We start from the raw sequence: 15,487 nt of genomic DNA, 5'->3' as shown, positions 1-15,487 counted from the left end.
CGAAGCGCCGCCGGCTTCTCCGACTGAAACAACACCCGCTACCACAGGTGAAGCCATGATGACGCAGCTGTTCGGCAACTCCTATCTCTTCGGCGGCAATGCGCCGTTCGTCGAGGAGCTGTACGAAAACTATCTCGACAATCCGACCTCCGTGCCCGACGAGTGGCGCGACTATTTCGACAAGCTGGCGCAGATGCCGGGCTTCGTCGCCCGCGACATTCCGCACGCGCCGGTGATCGCCGCCTTCGCCGAGCAGGCGAAGAACGGCGGCTTCCGTCCCGCCGCCGCCGGCGTCCAGGTCGACGACAAGAAGCAGGTCGGCGTCCTGCAACTGATCAACGCCTACCGCTTCATGGGTACGCGCTGGGCCAACCTCGATCCGCTGAAGCGCATGCCGCGTCCGGAGCTGCACGAGCTGGATCCGTCGTTCTACGGCTTCTCCGACGCCGACAAGAACGCCACCTTCAACGTCGGCTCGTTCAAGGGCTGCCCCGAGCACGCGCCGTTCGGCCAGCTGTTCGAGGCGCTGAAGGAGACCTACTGCGGCTCGGTCGGCGTCGAATACATGTACATGAGCGAGATCGCCGAGAAGCGCTGGATCCAGGAGCGCCTCGAGCCGATCCGCAGCAAGGCCGCCTATACCGCCGAGCAGAAGAAGCGCCTGCTCGAGCGCCTGACCGCGGCCGAGACGCTGGAGCGCTACCTGCATACCCGCTACGTCGGCCAGAAGCGCTTCTCGCTCGAGGGCGGCGAGTCGCTGATCGTGTCGATGGATGAGCTGGTGCGCGTCGCCGGCGGCCTCGGCGTCGACGAGATCGTCATCGGCATGGCCCACCGCGGCCGCCTGAACGTCCTCGTGAACACGCTGGGCAAGGCGCCGTCGATGCTCTTCGACGAGTTCGAAGGCAAGAAGGCCTCCGACCTCTCGGCCGGTGACGTCAAGTACCACATGGGCTACTCGTCCGACGTCGCGACCCCGGGCGGCCCGTGCCACCTGACGCTGGCCTTCAACCCGTCGCACCTCGAGATCGTCAACCCGGTGGTGGTCGGCTCGGTCTACTCGCGCCAGACCCGCCGCGGCGAGAACGGCAAGGACAAGGTGCTGCCGGTGCTGATCCACGGCGACGCCGCCGTCGCCGGCCAGGGCGTCAACCAGGAAATGATCAACTTCGCGCAGACCCGCGGCTACGGCACGGGTGGCACGGTGCACATCGTGGTGAACAACCAGATCGGCTTCACCACCTCGGACCCGCGCGACTACCGCTCGTCGCTGTACTGCACCGACATCTTCAAGATGGCCGACGCGCCGATCTTCCACGTCAACGGCGACGATCCGGAAGCGGTGGCGCTGGTCACCCAGGTGGCGATGGAGTTCCGCCAGAAGTTCAAGAAGGACGTCGTCATCGACATCATCTGCTTCCGCAAGCTCGGCCACAACGAGCAGGACGAGCCGATGGTGACGCAGCCGCTGATGTACAAGAAGATCAGCCAGCACCCGGGCACGCGCAAGCTGTACGCCGACCGGCTGGTCGCCGAAGGCGTGCTGGCGGCCGACGGCCCGGACGAGATGATCAAGGAGTACCGCGCCCACCTCGACAAGGGCGAGCTGCTGTACAACCCGGTGCTCGCCGGCTACAAGCACCCGATGACCATCGACTGGTCGCCGTTCCTGACCAAGAAGTACATCCCGAACTGCGACACGACGGTGCCGCTCAAGGAGCTGAAGCGCCTGGCCGAGCGCCTGACGACGACCCCGGAAGGCTTCACGCTGCACAGCCGCGTCAAGAAAATCATCGACGACCGTCGCGCGATGGGCGAGGGCACGCTGCCGATCGACTGGGGCATGGCCGAGAACCTGGCCTACGCCTCGCTGCTGGTCTCCGGCTACGGCGTCCGCATCTCCGGCGAGGACGTCGGCCGCGGCACCTTCTTCCACCGTCACGCCGCGCTGCACGACCAGAACCGCGAGAACTGGGCCGCCGGTACCTACCACCCGCTGGCCAACCTGCAGGAAAAGCAGGCCGGCTTCCAGTGCTGGGATTCGGTGCTGTCGGAAGAAGCCGTGCTCGCCTTCGACTACGGCTACGCCTCGGCCAACCCGTACGAGTTGGTGGTCTGGGAAGGCCAGTTCGGCGACTTCGCCAACGGCGCCCAGGTCGTCATCGACCAGTTCATCGCCTCGGGCGAAGCCAAGTGGGGTCGCGCCTGCGGCCTGACCATGCTGCTCCCCCACGGCTACGAAGGCCAGGGACCGGAGCACTCGTCGGCGCGCATCGAGCGCTACATGCAGCTCTGCGCCGAGATGAACATGGAAGTGTGCCAGCCGACGACGCCGGCGCAGATCTTCCACCTGCTGCGCCGCCAGGCCGTGCGCAACCAGCGCAAGCCGCTGATCGTCTTCTCGCCGAAGTCGCTGCTGCGCCACAAGGACGCCATCGCCTCGCTCGACGACCTGGCCGGCGGTCGCTTCCAGGAAGTGATCGGCGAGACCGACAAGCTCGACGCGAAGAAGGTGACGCGCCTGATCCTCTGCTCGGGCAAGGTCTACTACGACCTGGTCGCCGCCCGCCGCGAGAAGAAGGCCAACCACATCGCCATTGCCCGCGTCGAACAGCTCTACCCGTTCCCGGACGAGGCGCTGAAGGCCGAGCTCGCCAAGTATCCGAAGGCCACCGAGGTGGTCTGGGTGCAGGACGAGCCGCGCAACCAGGGCGCGTGGTATTGGCTCGCGTCGCGCCAGCACCTGGTGCGCTCGGTCGGCGAGAAGCGCCACCTGCTGCTCGTCTCGCGTCCGGCCTCGGCCTCGCCGGCGGTCGGCTACGCCGCGAAGCACGCCCTCCAACAGAAGACGCTCATCGAGTCCGCCCTGGGCAAGATCGAGTACTAACCCAGCACGAAGTACGGAGATAACAATGATCATCGACGTCAAAGTTCCGCAACTGTCCGAGTCCGTGGCCGAGGCCACCCTCGTTTCCTGGCACAAGAAGGCCGGCGAGGCCGTCTCGCGCGACGAAAACCTGATCGACATCGAGACCGACAAGGTCGTCCTCGAGCTGCCGGCGCCGGATGGCGGCGTGCTGGTCGAAATCATCAAGGGCGACGGCGAGACCGTCGTCTCGGGTGAAGTGATCGCCAAGATCGACACCGCCGCCAAGGCCGGCGCCGCCGCGCCGAAGGCCGAGGCGCCGAAGGCCGCCGCGCCGGCACCGGCGGCTGCGCCGGCCGCTGCCGCGCCGGCCGCCGCCGGCGTCGCCATGCCCGCCGCGCGCAAGATCCTCGACGAGAAGGGCATCGCTGCCGCCGACGTCGCCGGCTCCGGCCGCGGCGGTCGCGTGACCAAGGCCGATGCGCTCGCCGCCGCGCCGAAGGCCGGCCCGGTCGCCGCGCCGGCCGCCGCCAAGGCCGCGCTGCCGACGCCGCCGGTCGCGGTGCCGCTGGGCGACCGTCCGGAGCAGCGCGTGCCGATGTCGCGCCTGCGCGCGCGCATCGCCGAGCGCCTGATCCAGTCGAAGAACGAGAACGCGATCCTGACCACGTTCAACGAAGTGAACATGGCCCCGATCATGGCGCTCAGGAAGCAGTACGGCGAGAAGTTCGAGAAGGCGCACGGCGTCCGCCTCGGCTTCATGGGCTTCTTCGTCAAGGCCGCGGTCGCCGCGCTGCAGAAGTTCCCGATCCTCAACGCGTCCGTTGACGGCAACGACATCGTCTACCACGGCTACATCGACATCGGCATCGCCGTCGGCTCGCCGCGCGGCCTGGTCGTGCCGATCCTGCGCGACGTCGACCAGATGAGCATCGCCGACATCGAGAAGAAGATCGGCGAGTTCGGCCAGAAGGCCAAGGACGGCAAGCTGTCGATCGAGGAACTGACCGGCGGCACCTTCTCGATCTCCAACGGCGGCGTGTTCGGCTCGATGCTGTCGACGCCGATCATCAACCCGCCGCAGTCGGCGATCCTCGGCATCCACGCGACCAAGGACCGTGCCGTCGTCGAGAACGGCCAGGTCGTCGTGCGCCCGATCAACTACCTGGCGATGTCCTACGACCACCGCATCATCGACGGCCGCGAAGCCGTCCTCGGTCTGGTGACGATGAAGGAAGCGCTGGAAGATCCGGCCCGCCTGCTGCTCGGCGTCTAATGCATCAGGAATAGCGGGGTGTCACGCAGGGGGCCAGAAGCCCCTTGCCGGCGCCCCGTTTTTCCGTTCCCTACAGGAGAAAGAACAATGTCCAAGCAATTCGACGTCCTCGTCATCGGCGGCGGCCCCGGCGGCTACGTGGCCGCGATCCGCGCCGCGCAACTCGGCTTCTCGGCCGCCTGCTGCGAATCGAACCCCTACGCCGATCCGAAGGGCGAGCCGCGCCTCGGCGGCACCTGCCTGAACGTCGGCTGCATCCCGTCGAAGGCGCTGCTGCACACCTCGCACATGTTCGAGGAAGCGGCGCACGACTTCGCCGACCAGGGCATCCAGGTCGGCACGCCGAAGATCGACGTGGCCAAGATGCTCGGCCGCAAGAACACCATCGTCGGCCAGCTGACCGGCGGCATCAAGGGCCTGTTCAAGAAGAACAAGGTGACGCTGCTGAACGGCCACGGCTCCTTCATCGGCGCCGGCAAGGACGGCGGCTGGCAGGTCAAGGTCGGCGACGAGGTGGTCGAGGCCAAGCAGGTGATCGTCGCCACCGGCTCGAAGCCGCGCCACCTGCCGGGCATCCCGGTCGACAACAAGATCGTCTGCGACAACGTCGGCGCGCTCGACATCGACGCCGTGCCGAAGAAGCTGGCGATCATCGGTGCCGGCGTGATCGGCCTGGAAATGGGCTCGGTCTGGCGCCGCCTCGGCTCCGAAGTGACCATTCTCGAAGCGATGCCCGACTTCCTGTCGGTCGCCGACGTCGATGTCGCCAAGGAAGCGCTCAAGGTGTTCACCAAGCAGGGCCTCGGCATCCACGCCGGCGTCAAGATCGGCGAGGTGAAGGTGTCGAAGAAGGGCGTCGCCATCGACTACACCGACAAGGACGGCAAGGCGCAGAAGCTCGACGCCGACCGACTGATCGTCTCCGTCGGCCGCGTGCCGAACACCGACGGCCTGAACGCCGAGGCGGTCGGCCTGCAGCTCACCGAGCGCGGCCAGATCAACGTCGACGGCCACTGCCGCACCAACCTGCCGGGCGTGTGGGCGATCGGCGACGTCGTCTCCGGTCCGATGCTCGCGCACAAGGCGATGGAAGAGGCGGTGATGGTCGCCGAGCTGATGGCCGGCCAGTCCGGTCACTGCAACTTCGACACCATCCCGTACGTGATCTACACCAGCCCGGAGATCGCCTGGGTCGGCAAGACCGAGCAGCAGCTGAAGGCCGACGGCATCGCCTACAAGGCCGGCAAGATCCCGTTCCTGGCCAACGGCCGCGCGCTCGGCATGGGCGCCCCGACCGGCTTCGTCAAGATGCTGGCCGACGCCGAGACCGATCGCATCCTCGGCGTGCACATCATCGGCGCCAACGCCTCCGAGCTGATCTCGGAAGGCGTCGTCGCGATGGAGTTCGGCGCCGCTTCCGAAGACCTCGCCCGCATCTGTCATGCGCACCCGACGCTGTCGGAGGTGGTGCACGAGGCGGCGCTGGCCTGCGACAAGCGGCCGCTGCATTTCTGAGCGCATCGCTGTCGTCGGCAAGACGGGACGCTGCGGCGTCCCGTTTTCTTTTGCGCCGGCGCCGCTTGACGCGTCATGCGCGGGGCCGCACCATGCAGGCATCGCCCGCCGCCGGCGTTTCCCCGTCGCTTCCGATCCGTACTGCCATGAGTTCCACACGCAAGCTGTCCAACCCCGAAGATCCCGCGCTGCCGGTCTGGCGTTCCGACGCCGGTGCGGCGGTGTCGTGCACCGAGAAGGTCAAGGTGCTCAACGAGAATTTCCGCGAGCTCGAGCAGATGCTGCGCGACGCGATCGAGGACGGCGTGCTGATGGGCTGCAGCGAGGCGCAGCTGCGCGCCGAGTTCCACGCGCTGGTCGAGGCTGTCCGCATCGACGTCCGGCCCTGAGCGCGGCGCGCGCGCCGGCAGTGCTATCATCGCGCCTCGCCGCCGGCTGCCGCCGGCCTTTCCGCCCTTTCCTGCAGAGCGCCAAGGCATGAAATACGTCATCGTCCCGGTCACCCCCTTCCAGCAGAACGCCACCGTGCTGTGGTGCGAGGAGACGCGCCGCGCTGCGGTCAGCGACCCCGGCGGCGACCTGCCGCTGATCCTGCGCGTGCTCGAGCGCGAGGGGCTGACGCTGGAGAAGATCCTCGTCACGCACGGCCACATCGACCATGCCGGCGGCGTCGCCGAGCTCGCCGAGCGCTTCGGCGTCCCGATCGAGGGGCCGCAGCGCGAGGACCAGTTCTGGATCGACGGCATGCCGCAGCAGAGCAGGATGTTCGGCTTCCCGGCGGTGAAGAGCTTCACCCCGGACCGCTGGCTGGCGCACGGCGACCGGGTCAGCGTCGGCAACCAGGTGCTTGAGGTCATCCACTGCCCCGGGCACACGCCGGGCCACGTCTGCTTCTATCACGCGCCGAGCCGGCTGGCGATCGTCGGCGACGTGCTGTTCCAGGGCTCGATCGGCCGCACCGATTTCCCCAAGGGCGACTACGACACGCTGATCGCGTCGATCCGTGAGCGCCTGCTGCCGCTCGGCGACGACGTCGACTTCATCCCCGGGCACGGCCCGATGTCGACCTTCGGCGAGGAGCGGCGCTTCAATCCCTTCGTGAACGGCTGATCCGGCCGGATCAGCCGTTGCTGGCGCAGAGCAGCGCCGCGAACGGGTCCGCCGGCAGCGGCTTGCTGAACCGGTAGCCCTGCATCTCGTCGCAGCCGGCGCTCTTCAGGAAGTCCTGCTGCTCGGCGGTCTCGACGCCTTCGGCGATCACCTTCAGGTTGAGCGCCTTGGCCATGCCGATGATCGCCGTCGCGATTGCGCTGTCGTTGGCGTCGCGCGGAATGCCGCGGACGAAGGACTGGTCGATCTTCAGCGTGTTGATCGGGAAGCGCTTCAGGTAGGACAGGCTGGAGTAGCCGGTGCCGAAATCGTCGAGCGACATGGAGACGCCGGCGGCGGCGAACTCCTGCATCATCGCGACGACCGAGTCGGCGTTGTGCATCAGCATGCTCTCGGTGATCTCGACTTCGAGCAGCTCGGCCGGGATGTCGTGCGCGCGCAGGATGCCCAGTACCGTGCGCGGCAGGTTCTGGCTGAACTGCCGCGGCGACAGGTTGACGGCGATCTTCACCGGCGCCTGCCCGGCATCCAGCCAGGCGCGCAGCTGCCGGCAGGCGGCGTCGACCACCCATTCGCCGATCGGCACGATCAGCCCGGTTTCCTCGGCGACCGGGATGAACTGCGCCGGCGGGACCATGCCGTGCCCCGGCATCTCCCAGCGCAGCAGCGCCTCGGCGCCGGTGATGCGGCCGCTGGCGAGATCGACCTGCGGCTGGTAGTGCAGCCGGAACTCGCCGCGGTCGAGCGCGTGGCGCAGGCTGCCCTCGAGCTTCAGCCGTTCCAGCGAGCGCAGGTTCATCTCGCGCGAGTAGTAGAGGTAGCTGCTGCTGCCGGTCTGCTTGGCGCGGTACATGGCGACGTCGGCGTTGCGGATCAGCGTTTCCGCGTCGCGGCCGTCCTCCGGGAAGATGCTGATGCCGATCGAGGCCGACAGCAATACCTCGTGCTGCTCGACGAAGAAGGGCTCGGCGAGCACCGCCAGCAGCTTGCGCGCGACGATCGCCGCGTCCTCGCGGCGGTTGATGTCGAACAGCGCGATCACGAATTCGTCGCCGCCCAGCCGCGAGACGACGTCCTCCTTGCGCAGGCTGCGCGTCAGCCGGCGGGCGACCTCGGCGAGCAGCGCATCCGCCGGCGTGTGGCCGAAGGAGTCGTTGATGTGCTTGAAGCGGTTGAGATCGACGAACAGCAGCGCGCCGTGTTCGTGCTTGCGGTGCGCCTCGGTGATCGCCTGCGCGAGCAGCGAGAAGAGTAGCGAGCGGTTGGGCAGGCCGGTCAGCGGGTCGAAGTAGGCGAGCCGGTAGATCTGCTCCTCGGCCTCCTTGCGTGCGCTGATGTCGGCGAACACGAAGCAGTAGTGGGATGGCGCGTCCGCGGTGTTGCGCACCAGGCTGACCGATACCCAGGCCGGGTAGGCGGCGCCGTCCTTGCGCAGCGGCTGCAGCTCGCCCGACCAGTATCCCTGCGCATCGAGCGCGCGGCGGATCTCGTCCCAGCGGGCACCGCCGCTGCCGAGGTTCATCAGCGCCGGCGTGCAGCCGAGCAGCTCGCGCTCGGCGAAGCCGGTGATGTCGCACAGCGCCTGGTTGACCGAGACGATGCGCTCGCCGGCGTCGGCGACCATGATCGCCTCGCCGGCGCATTCGAAGATGCGCGCGTGCAGCCGCAGTTTTTCCTCGGCGCACTGCTGGTCGCTGATGTCCACCACGTAGCCGATCAGGCCGCTCGGCGTGCCGTCCTCGTCGTGCGAGACCGACAGCGAAACGCTGGCCCAGAACACCTCGCCCGACTTCTTGCGCCGGCGCACCTTCATCTCGCGGCTGCCGTCGGCGAGGAAGGCGTTGAAGAAGCCTTCCATGCTCTCGTCCTCGTCGGCGTAGAGCAGCAGGATGTTGCGGCCGATCACCTCGCTCGCCGCGTAGCCGAACAGGCGCTCGGCGCCGGCGTTCCAGCCGGTGATGTAGCCCTGCGGGTCCATCGTGATCACCGAGTCGTGGATCTGGTCGAGCATCTGCGACTGGCGGCGGATCTCGCGCTCGCTGCTGGCGAGCGCCTCGACACGCTGGTCGTGGCTGGTGCGCGCATGCAGCATCGACGCGAGCAGCGCGCCGAGGTCGGCGAAGCGGCGCAGCGCCTCGCCGTCGTAGCCGCCGGCGCGGGCGGCGACGCCGAGGAAGCCGAGGTGGCGGCCGGCGAAGACCAGGTCGAGGCCGAGGCGGTTCGGCTGGCTGGCGCCGAGCGGCGGCTGCCCCGCCGCCAGCGTCCCGGAGGCGCGCGACTGAATCTGCAGGGCGGCCCACGGCGCGTCGCCGGCGAGCCCGTCGCCGAGCACGAAGCAGCCGTCGGGGCTCGCCAGCGCGCTGCAGCAGAGCGCGCGCACCGTGTCGCGGGCGATCGGCCCGTCGTGGAAGAAGATCGCCTGGTAGAGTTGGGCCGCCAGCTCGAACTCGGTGGCCCCGGCATCGAAACCCGGAGAAAGCGACTGGCCTTGTGCCGGTGCCATTCCGTTCATTCGAGGTTGATGCGGCTGGCCCAGAAGTAGGCGGCGATCTGCGCGTCGACGTGCGTTCGCGCCGGCACGCCGAGGCCGTCGAGGATCGCGCCGGCGACCTCGAAGTCGCCGGCGTCGGCGGCGGTCACCGCGGTGAGCAGCCTGCCGAGCAGGCCGCCGCGTTCGCCGAGCGCGTCGGCGATCGGCGGTGCCACCGGCAGCGAGGCGAGCACCTCGCGCATCGGCATGTGCAGCAGCGTGTCGAGCAGCGAGAAGATGCCGACCATGAACGCGGCCTCGCCGGCGTCGTCGAGCGCCGGGTCGGCCGGCTGCGTCGCGACCAGCAGTTCCATCTGCCGGCCGCGCGCGGCGGCGAGCTGCAGCAGCGGGTTCGGCAGGTTGCCCTGGGTGAACTGGTTGGCGTAGATCAAGAGCTGCAGCCAGCGCTGCAGCTGGCGCCGGCCGAGCACGGTGATCGCCTGGTTGAAACCGGTGATCGGCGTGCGCGGTCCGACCGCGACCGAGTTCACCAGACGCAGCAGGTTGTACGAGAGCTTCGGCTCCTGGCGGAAGATCTCCTCGATCTCGCGCGTGTCGGCGTCCTGCACGACCAGGCTGAGCAGCTTCAGCAGCTTCAGCCGCGTCGTGTCGGCGTCGACCGGATGGCGCGGATCGGTCAGCGCGATGAATTCGCCGGAGGTCAGCGCGAAGCGCTTGGCGCAGGCCCAGTCGAACAGTTCGTGGGTGACGGTGCCGGCGGCGACCAGCGTGAAGCCGGCCTGGTGGGCGTTGATCAGGTCGATCAGCGGCAGTCCGTTGCGGGCGCTGCGGGCGTCCAGCAGCAGGTGGTCGTAGCTCGCCGGCTGCAGCTTGCGCAGCGCATCGCCGTCGGCGACCTCGATCGCCACCGGCTGCCCCTTGCCGCGCAGCTGCCGGCAGGCGGTTTCCGCCGCCGGGTCGGCCGCCGCGGCGGCCGGCAGGCACGGAATCGCCCGGCCGTCGCCGAGGACGCCGAGCAGGCGGTGGAAGGCGCCGTCGGCCAGCCAGCCGGGGGCGCAGGGAAAGAGGATGGGGAAGGTCCGCGCCAGCGGCTCGCATGCCGATGCCATCGCCGTCAGCGCCGCCAGGTCGTCGGCGACCGGGACGGGCTGCCAGCGGAAGGCCGTCCAGGCCTTGGCCGGAGAGAGCAGCGGTCTGAAATAGTGGTACGCCTGCATCGCGGTGTCCTTGTGTCCGGTATGCGGCGCCGACCGCGTCCCTCGCGGGCCGGCGCCGACCATTCGTCTGTGCTTCCGGGTGCGTGGTGCCCTGAAGGACTGTTCGCCGGGATTATGCAGGATGTTCAGTAGGTTGCGCCAGATTTCTATCGTGATTTGTATTTCCCGGCGCGGCGGCTTGCGGTGGCCTGCCGGCGCATGATCGAATAACGTCTTCGCAGTGTCGCGCCGGACCGGGCGCGGGTGCGCCGCCAGAAGGGGCTGGGAAGTGATGCAATACGACAACGAGGCCGCATCCGATTTCGGTGGCTGGCAGGCCTTCTCCATCCTGATCGTCGACGACGAGGCGGGCATGCGCAGCTTTCTCGAGCGCGCGCTGAAGGCGCGCTGCGGCCAGGTCGAATCGGCCGGCAACGTCGAGGACGCCGCCGAGCTGATGGCCCGCCTGCACTTCGACCTGATCGTCCTCGACATCTCGCTGCCGGGAAAAAGCGGCATCGACTGGCTGCTCGAGCTGCGCCGCGGCGGCTACGCCGGCGACGTCGTGCTGATCACCGCCTTCGCCGACATGGAGACGGCGATCAGCGCGCTGCGCGGCGGCGCCTCCGACTTCATCCTGAAGCCCTTCCGCGTCGACCAGATCCTCAACTCGATCAAGCGCTGCTTCGAGCGCGCCCGCCTCGCCCGCGAGAACTTCGTGCTGCGCCGCGAACTGGCCGAGCTGTGCGCCGAGGTCGAAGGCTTCGTCGGCCGTTCGCCGCAGATCCAGACGCTGCGCAGTCTCGTCCGCCGCATCGCGCCGATGCCGACCACCGTGCTGCTGCAGGGCGAGTCCGGCACCGGCAAGGAGGTCACGGCGCGCGCGCTGCACCAGATGAGCAAGCGCGCGCAGCGGCCGTTCGTGCCGGTCAACTGCGCGGCGATCTCGCCCGAGCTGATCGAGAGCGAGCTGTTCGGCCACGTCAAGGGCGCCTTCACCGGCGCCAGCGAGGCGCGCAACGGGCTCTTCTACTACGCGCACGGCGGCACGCTGTTCCTCGACGAGATCGGCGAGCTGCCGCTGGCGATGCAGACCAAGCTCCTGCGCGCGCTCGAGGAGCGGCGCATCCGGCCGGTCGGCTCGGCGCGCGAGGTGCCGGTCGACGTGCGCATCATCGCCGCCACCAACCGCGATCTGCAGGAAGAGGTCGCCGCCGGCCGCTTCCGCCAGGACCTGTTCTTCCGGCTGGCGGTGGTCGACATCACGATCCCGCCGCTGCGCGAACGCACCGAGGACATTCCCGACCTGGCGCGGCACTTCATGGCGCTCTTTTCGGCGCAGCTCGGCGTCGAGCCGCTGCCGCTCGGCGCCGACATCGTCGCCCGGCTGGCGGCCTACCCGTGGCCGGGCAACGTCCGCGAACTGCGCAACTTCGTCGAGCGCTCGCTGATTCTCGGCGCCTTCCCGGCGCTCAGCATCGCCGCCGCGCACGGCGCACCGGCCATCGCCGGCGAGGAGCTGACGCTGGAGGAGGTCGAGCGCCAGCACATCCAGCGCGTGCTCGCCGCGGTCGGCGGCAACAAGTCGGAGGCGGCGCGGCGCCTCGGCGTTTCGCGCAAGACGCTGGAGCGCAAGTGCGCCGAATGGGGGCGTTCGGCGTCGCGCGACGAGACGGCCGCTGCGCCCGACGAGGTCTACGAGCCTTCATGAACCCGCTCGCCCGGGTCGCCGCGGTATTCGCCGCCTCGGTCCGCGCCAAGCTGCTGTTCCTCGCGCTGGCGCCGCTGCTGCTCGGCTTCCCGCTGATCATGGCGCTCGTCTGGTACTGGAGCAATACCAGCTACCACCAGCTGCTCACCTACAAGGTCGGCAGCGACCTGGTCACCGCGCACGAATACCTCGACCGCGTCATCCGCGGCGTCGGCGGCAGCGTCGAGGCGCTCGCCGACGAGCACCGCCTGCACGCGGCGCTGGCCGGCGGCGACCGCGTGCGCATCGCCGAGGAGATCGGCCGCGCACGCCGCCGGCACGGCCTCGACTTCATGTACGTGCTCGACGCCGACGGGCGTGTCCGCCACGCCAGCGCCGCGCAGGTGCGCGAGGCGCGGCATGCGGACTGGCCGGTGGTCGCCGGCGCGCTCGCCGGCCGCGCCGGCAGCGTCATCGACGTCTACGACGAGGCGGCGCTGGCGGCGATCGACCCCTCGCTCGCCGACCGCGCGGCGATCAATATCGTGCCGACGCCGCTGGCGGCACCGGACGCGCGGACCAGCGAAGGCCGCGGCATGATGATCCATGCCGCGGCGCCGATCGCCGATGCCGCCGGCAAGGTGGTCGGTGTGCTCGAGGGCGGCATGCTGTTGAACGGCAACCTCGGCTTCGTCGACACGATCAACGCCATCGTCTATCGCGACGGCTCGCTGCCGCTCGGCAGCAAGGGCACGGCGACGCTGTTCCTCGGCGACACGCGCATCGCCACCAACGTCCGCCTGTTCGGCGACGAGCGCGCGCTCGGCACGCGCGTCTCGCAGCAGGTGCGCGAGCACGTGCTGGAGAACGGCAACACCTGGCTCGATACCGCCTTCGTCGTGAACGACTTCTACGTCTCCGGCTACGAGCCGGTGACGGACAGCTTCGGCAAGCGCGTCGGCATGCTCTACGTCGGCTTCCTCGAGGCGCCGTTCCGCAACGCCAAGGAGAACGCGCTGGCGCTGATCTTCGCGGTGTTCGCCGTGATCAGCCTGATCGGCTGCGCCTGGTCGCTGAAGTGGGCGCGCGACATCATGACGCCGATCGCCTCGATGAACCGGACCATCGCCCGCATCGAGCGCGGCGATGTCGCCGCCCGCGTCGGCGGTACCGGCAGCCGCGACGAGCTGGGGCGGCTCGCCGCCGAATTCGACCGCCTGCTCGACGTGCTCGACGACAAGCGCAACGAACTGCAGCGCTGGGCGAACGAGCTCGACTGCAAGGTCGTCGAGCGCACGCAGGAACTGAAGGCGGCGAACGAGGAGCTGCGCCAGACGCAGCGGCAGCTGGTGACCAGCGAGAAGCTGGCCGCGATCGGCGAGCTGACCGCCGGCGTCGCGCACGAGATCAACAACCCGGTGGCGGTGATCCAGGGCAACCTCGACGTGCTGCGCGAGGTGCTCGGCGATGCGGCCGCGCCGGTGCGCCAGGAGATCCGCCTGATCGACGAGCAGGTGCACCGCATCCGCGTGATCGTCACCAAGCTGCTGCAGTTCGCGCGTCCCGGCGAGTTCGCCGGCTACGTCGAGGCGGTCGACGTGAACGCGGTGTTCGCCGACTGCCTGGTGCTGGCGCAGCACCACCTCGGCAAGCGCAACATCGAGGTGGTGCGCGCGCTGGCGGCGACGGAATGGGTGCAGGTCAACCGCCAGGAACTGCAGCAGGTGCTGATCAACCTGATCGTGAACGCGGTGCAGGCGATGCCCGACGGCGGCACGCTGACGCTCACCAGCGAGGACTGGCGCGAGGACGGCGCCGTCCGCGGCGTGCGCCTTGCCGTGCGCGACAGCGGCCGCGGCATTCCGGCGGAAGACCTGCCGCGCGTCTTCGATCCCTTCTTCACGACCAAGAAGAACCAGGGCACCGGTCTCGGGCTGTCGATCAGCCATTCGCTGGTCAAGCGCTACGGCGGCCGCATCGCCGTCGACAGCGCCCCCGGGCAGGGCGCCGAGTTCAGCGTCTGGCTGCTCGCCGAGCCGGTCTATTCCGGCGAGATCTGAGCTATTCCAGCGCCGACAGCTCGTCGCTGGTGTTGATGTTGACGAATGCGTCCGCCTCGTCGTCGAAGGCGACCTCGACCGCGGCCTGCGCGCGGAACCAGGTCTCGAAGCGGCGCTCGCCGCGTTCGAGGTAGGCGGCGAGACCGGGCAGCAGCTCGCGCCGGCACAGGCAGAACACCGGGTGCGGCTGGCTGCCGGTGCGGGCGATGGCGATCGCCGCGCCGCTCTCGGCCAGCCCTGCGGCCAGCCGGGCGACGAGGTCGGCGGGGAGGAAGGGCGAGTCGCAGGGTACCGTCGCCACCAGCGGCCGCGTCGCGTGCGTCAGCGCCGCGTGCAGGCCGGCGAGCGGCCCGGCGTAGCCGGCGACGAGGTCGCCGAGCACCGGGTAGCCGAAGCCGGCGTAGATGTCGGCGTTGCGGTTGGCGCTGACGAACAGCTCGTCGACCTGCGGCGCCAGCCGCTCGATCGCCCAGGCCGCCAGCGGGCGCCCGCGGAATTCGCGCAGCCCCTTGTCGACGCTGCCCATGCGGCGGCCCTGGCCGCCGGCGAGGACGACGCCGGTGATGCCCGTGTGCGGTGCTTGCATGCTGTGCCTTCCTGCGCTCCGGCGGTTTCGATGGTGCGGATTGTACGCGCCGGCGCGGGCTACAATGCGGCCATGGTTCCCGACTACTGGCAGAAGGCATCGCGCGCGCTGGCGCGCGAGGACGGCACGATGGCGGCGCTGGTGCGGCGCTATCGCGGCATGTCGCTGGTTTCGCGCGGCGACGCCTTCGGCACGCTGGCGCGCTCGATCGTCGGCCAGCAGATCTCGGTCAAGGCGGCGGATGCGGTGTGGGCGCGCTTCGCCGCCGCCGTCGGCACCGTCTCGCCGGCCGCGGTGCTCGCCGCCGGCGCCGGCGGCCTGGCCGGCTGCGGCCTGTCGGCGCGCAAGACCGAGTACCTGGTCGACCTCGCCGCGCACTTCGTCGAGGGCCGCGTCGATCCGGCGCGCTGGGCGGCGATGGACGACGAGGCGGTGATCGTCGAGCTGTGCGACGTGCGCGGCATCGGCCGGTGGACGGCGGAGATGTTCCTGATCTTCAACCTGCTGCGCCCGGACGTTTTTCCGCTCGACGACCTCGGCCTGCAGAAGGCGGTGTCGCTGCACTACTGCGGCGGCGAGCGGCCGCCGAAGCAGGCGCTGGCCGAGCTCGGCCAGCGCTGGCGGCCGTGGCGCTCGGTGGCGACCTGGTACCTGTGGCGCAGCCTCGACCCACTGCCGGTCGAGTACTGAAACACCG

The 15,487-nt window shown here is 69.4% G+C and carries 11 protein-coding genes; 8 read left to right on the top strand and 3 right to left on the bottom strand.

All coding sequences use genetic code 11. The features are described 5' to 3' along the window. Window positions 1-55: 55 nt before the first annotated feature. The 5 genes from IWH25_RS14925 (at window position 56) to IWH25_RS14905 (ending at window position 6,767) form a co-directional block, all read left to right on the top strand. The gene (locus IWH25_RS14925; RefSeq protein ID WP_203386555.1) at window positions 56-2,887 is read left to right on the top strand and encodes a 2-oxoglutarate dehydrogenase E1 component; all 2,832 of its coding nucleotides are present in this window, start codon (window positions 56-58) and stop codon (window positions 2,885-2,887) included. 25 nt (window positions 2,888-2,912) lie between these two features. After that, window positions 2,913-4,142, top strand: a complete 1,230-nt coding sequence (gene odhB / locus IWH25_RS14920) for a 2-oxoglutarate dehydrogenase complex dihydrolipoyllysine-residue succinyltransferase (RefSeq protein WP_203386554.1) — start codon at window positions 2,913-2,915, stop codon at window positions 4,140-4,142. A gap of 87 nt (window positions 4,143-4,229) precedes the next feature. Further along, window positions 4,230-5,657, top strand: a complete 1,428-nt coding sequence (lpdA, locus tag IWH25_RS14915; protein WP_203386553.1) for a dihydrolipoyl dehydrogenase — start codon at window positions 4,230-4,232, stop codon at window positions 5,655-5,657. Between the two features lie 146 nt (window positions 5,658-5,803). Beyond that, window positions 5,804-6,046, top strand: coding sequence for a hypothetical protein (locus IWH25_RS14910; protein ID WP_203386552.1), 243 nt, complete (start codon window positions 5,804-5,806; stop codon window positions 6,044-6,046). A gap of 88 nt (window positions 6,047-6,134) precedes the next feature. Further along, window positions 6,135-6,767, top strand: coding sequence for an MBL fold metallo-hydrolase (locus IWH25_RS14905; protein WP_203386551.1), 633 nt, complete (start codon window positions 6,135-6,137; stop codon window positions 6,765-6,767). A gap of 10 nt (window positions 6,768-6,777) precedes the next feature. Here IWH25_RS14905 and IWH25_RS14900 read toward each other — a convergent pair whose 3' ends face one another. Continuing rightward, on the bottom strand, window positions 6,778-9,270 hold the full coding sequence (locus tag IWH25_RS14900; RefSeq protein ID WP_203386550.1) for a putative bifunctional diguanylate cyclase/phosphodiesterase: 2,493 nt from the start codon (window positions 9,268-9,270) through the stop codon (window positions 6,778-6,780). Window positions 9,271-9,275: 5 nt separating this feature from the next. Further along, window positions 9,276-10,475 (bottom strand): EAL and HDOD domain-containing protein, encoded by a 1,200-nt coding sequence (locus tag IWH25_RS14895; RefSeq protein ID WP_203386549.1) that lies wholly within the window; start codon window positions 10,473-10,475, stop codon window positions 9,276-9,278. 271 nt (window positions 10,476-10,746) lie between these two features. On the opposite strand from IWH25_RS14895, the gene IWH25_RS14890 reads away from it, so the two are divergent. Then, window positions 10,747-12,165, top strand: a complete 1,419-nt coding sequence (locus IWH25_RS14890; protein ID WP_203389273.1) for a sigma-54-dependent transcriptional regulator — start codon at window positions 10,747-10,749, stop codon at window positions 12,163-12,165. After that, on the top strand, window positions 12,162-14,204 hold the full coding sequence (locus IWH25_RS14885; protein ID WP_203386548.1) for a sensor histidine kinase: 2,043 nt from the start codon (window positions 12,162-12,164) through the stop codon (window positions 14,202-14,204). Before IWH25_RS14890 ends, IWH25_RS14885 begins: the two co-directional genes overlap by 4 nt. A 1-nt stretch (window position 14,205) precedes the next feature. Here IWH25_RS14885 and mobA read toward each other — a convergent pair whose 3' ends face one another. Beyond that, complete coding sequence (mobA, locus tag IWH25_RS14880; protein WP_203386547.1) at window positions 14,206-14,790, bottom strand: molybdenum cofactor guanylyltransferase MobA; 585 nt, start codon at window positions 14,788-14,790, stop codon at window positions 14,206-14,208. A 72-nt stretch (window positions 14,791-14,862) separates the two neighbouring features. Between mobA and IWH25_RS14875 the strand changes: the two genes are divergently transcribed. After that, window positions 14,863-15,480, top strand: coding sequence for a DNA-3-methyladenine glycosylase family protein (locus IWH25_RS14875; protein WP_203386546.1), 618 nt, complete (start codon window positions 14,863-14,865; stop codon window positions 15,478-15,480). Window positions 15,481-15,487 lie beyond the last annotated feature (7 nt).

Origin of the sequence: Azospira restricta (genome assembly GCF_016858125.1) — a bacterium.
Classification (GTDB): domain Bacteria; phylum Pseudomonadota; class Gammaproteobacteria; order Burkholderiales; family Rhodocyclaceae; genus Proximibacter; species Proximibacter restrictus.
The sequence above is the reverse complement of the archived record's forward strand: the minus strand, read 5'-3'. Positions and strand labels throughout refer to the sequence as shown.

Excerpts from the sequence above, each read along its gene's own strand:
- IWH25_RS14925 (WP_203386555.1), top strand. The coding sequence starts at position 56 with ATGATGACGCAGCTGTTCGGCAACTCCTATCTCTTCGGCGGCAATGCG.
- odhB (WP_203386554.1), top strand. The coding sequence starts at position 2,913 with ATGATCATCGACGTCAAAGTTCCGCAACTGTCCGAGTCCGTGGCCGAG.
- lpdA (WP_203386553.1), top strand. The coding sequence starts at position 4,230 with ATGTCCAAGCAATTCGACGTCCTCGTCATCGGCGGCGGCCCCGGCGGC.
- IWH25_RS14910 (WP_203386552.1), top strand. The coding sequence starts at position 5,804 with ATGAGTTCCACACGCAAGCTGTCCAACCCCGAAGATCCCGCGCTGCCG.
- IWH25_RS14905 (WP_203386551.1), top strand. The coding sequence starts at position 6,135 with ATGAAATACGTCATCGTCCCGGTCACCCCCTTCCAGCAGAACGCCACC.
- IWH25_RS14900 (WP_203386550.1), bottom strand. The coding sequence starts at position 9,270 with ATGGCACCGGCACAAGGCCAGTCGCTTTCTCCGGGTTTCGATGCCGGG.
- IWH25_RS14895 (WP_203386549.1), bottom strand. The coding sequence starts at position 10,475 with ATGCAGGCGTACCACTATTTCAGACCGCTGCTCTCTCCGGCCAAGGCC.
- IWH25_RS14890 (WP_203389273.1), top strand. The coding sequence starts at position 10,747 with ATGCAATACGACAACGAGGCCGCATCCGATTTCGGTGGCTGGCAGGCC.
- IWH25_RS14885 (WP_203386548.1), top strand. The coding sequence starts at position 12,162 with ATGAACCCGCTCGCCCGGGTCGCCGCGGTATTCGCCGCCTCGGTCCGC.
- mobA (WP_203386547.1), bottom strand. The coding sequence starts at position 14,790 with ATGCAAGCACCGCACACGGGCATCACCGGCGTCGTCCTCGCCGGCGGC.
- IWH25_RS14875 (WP_203386546.1), top strand. The coding sequence starts at position 14,863 with ATGGTTCCCGACTACTGGCAGAAGGCATCGCGCGCGCTGGCGCGCGAG.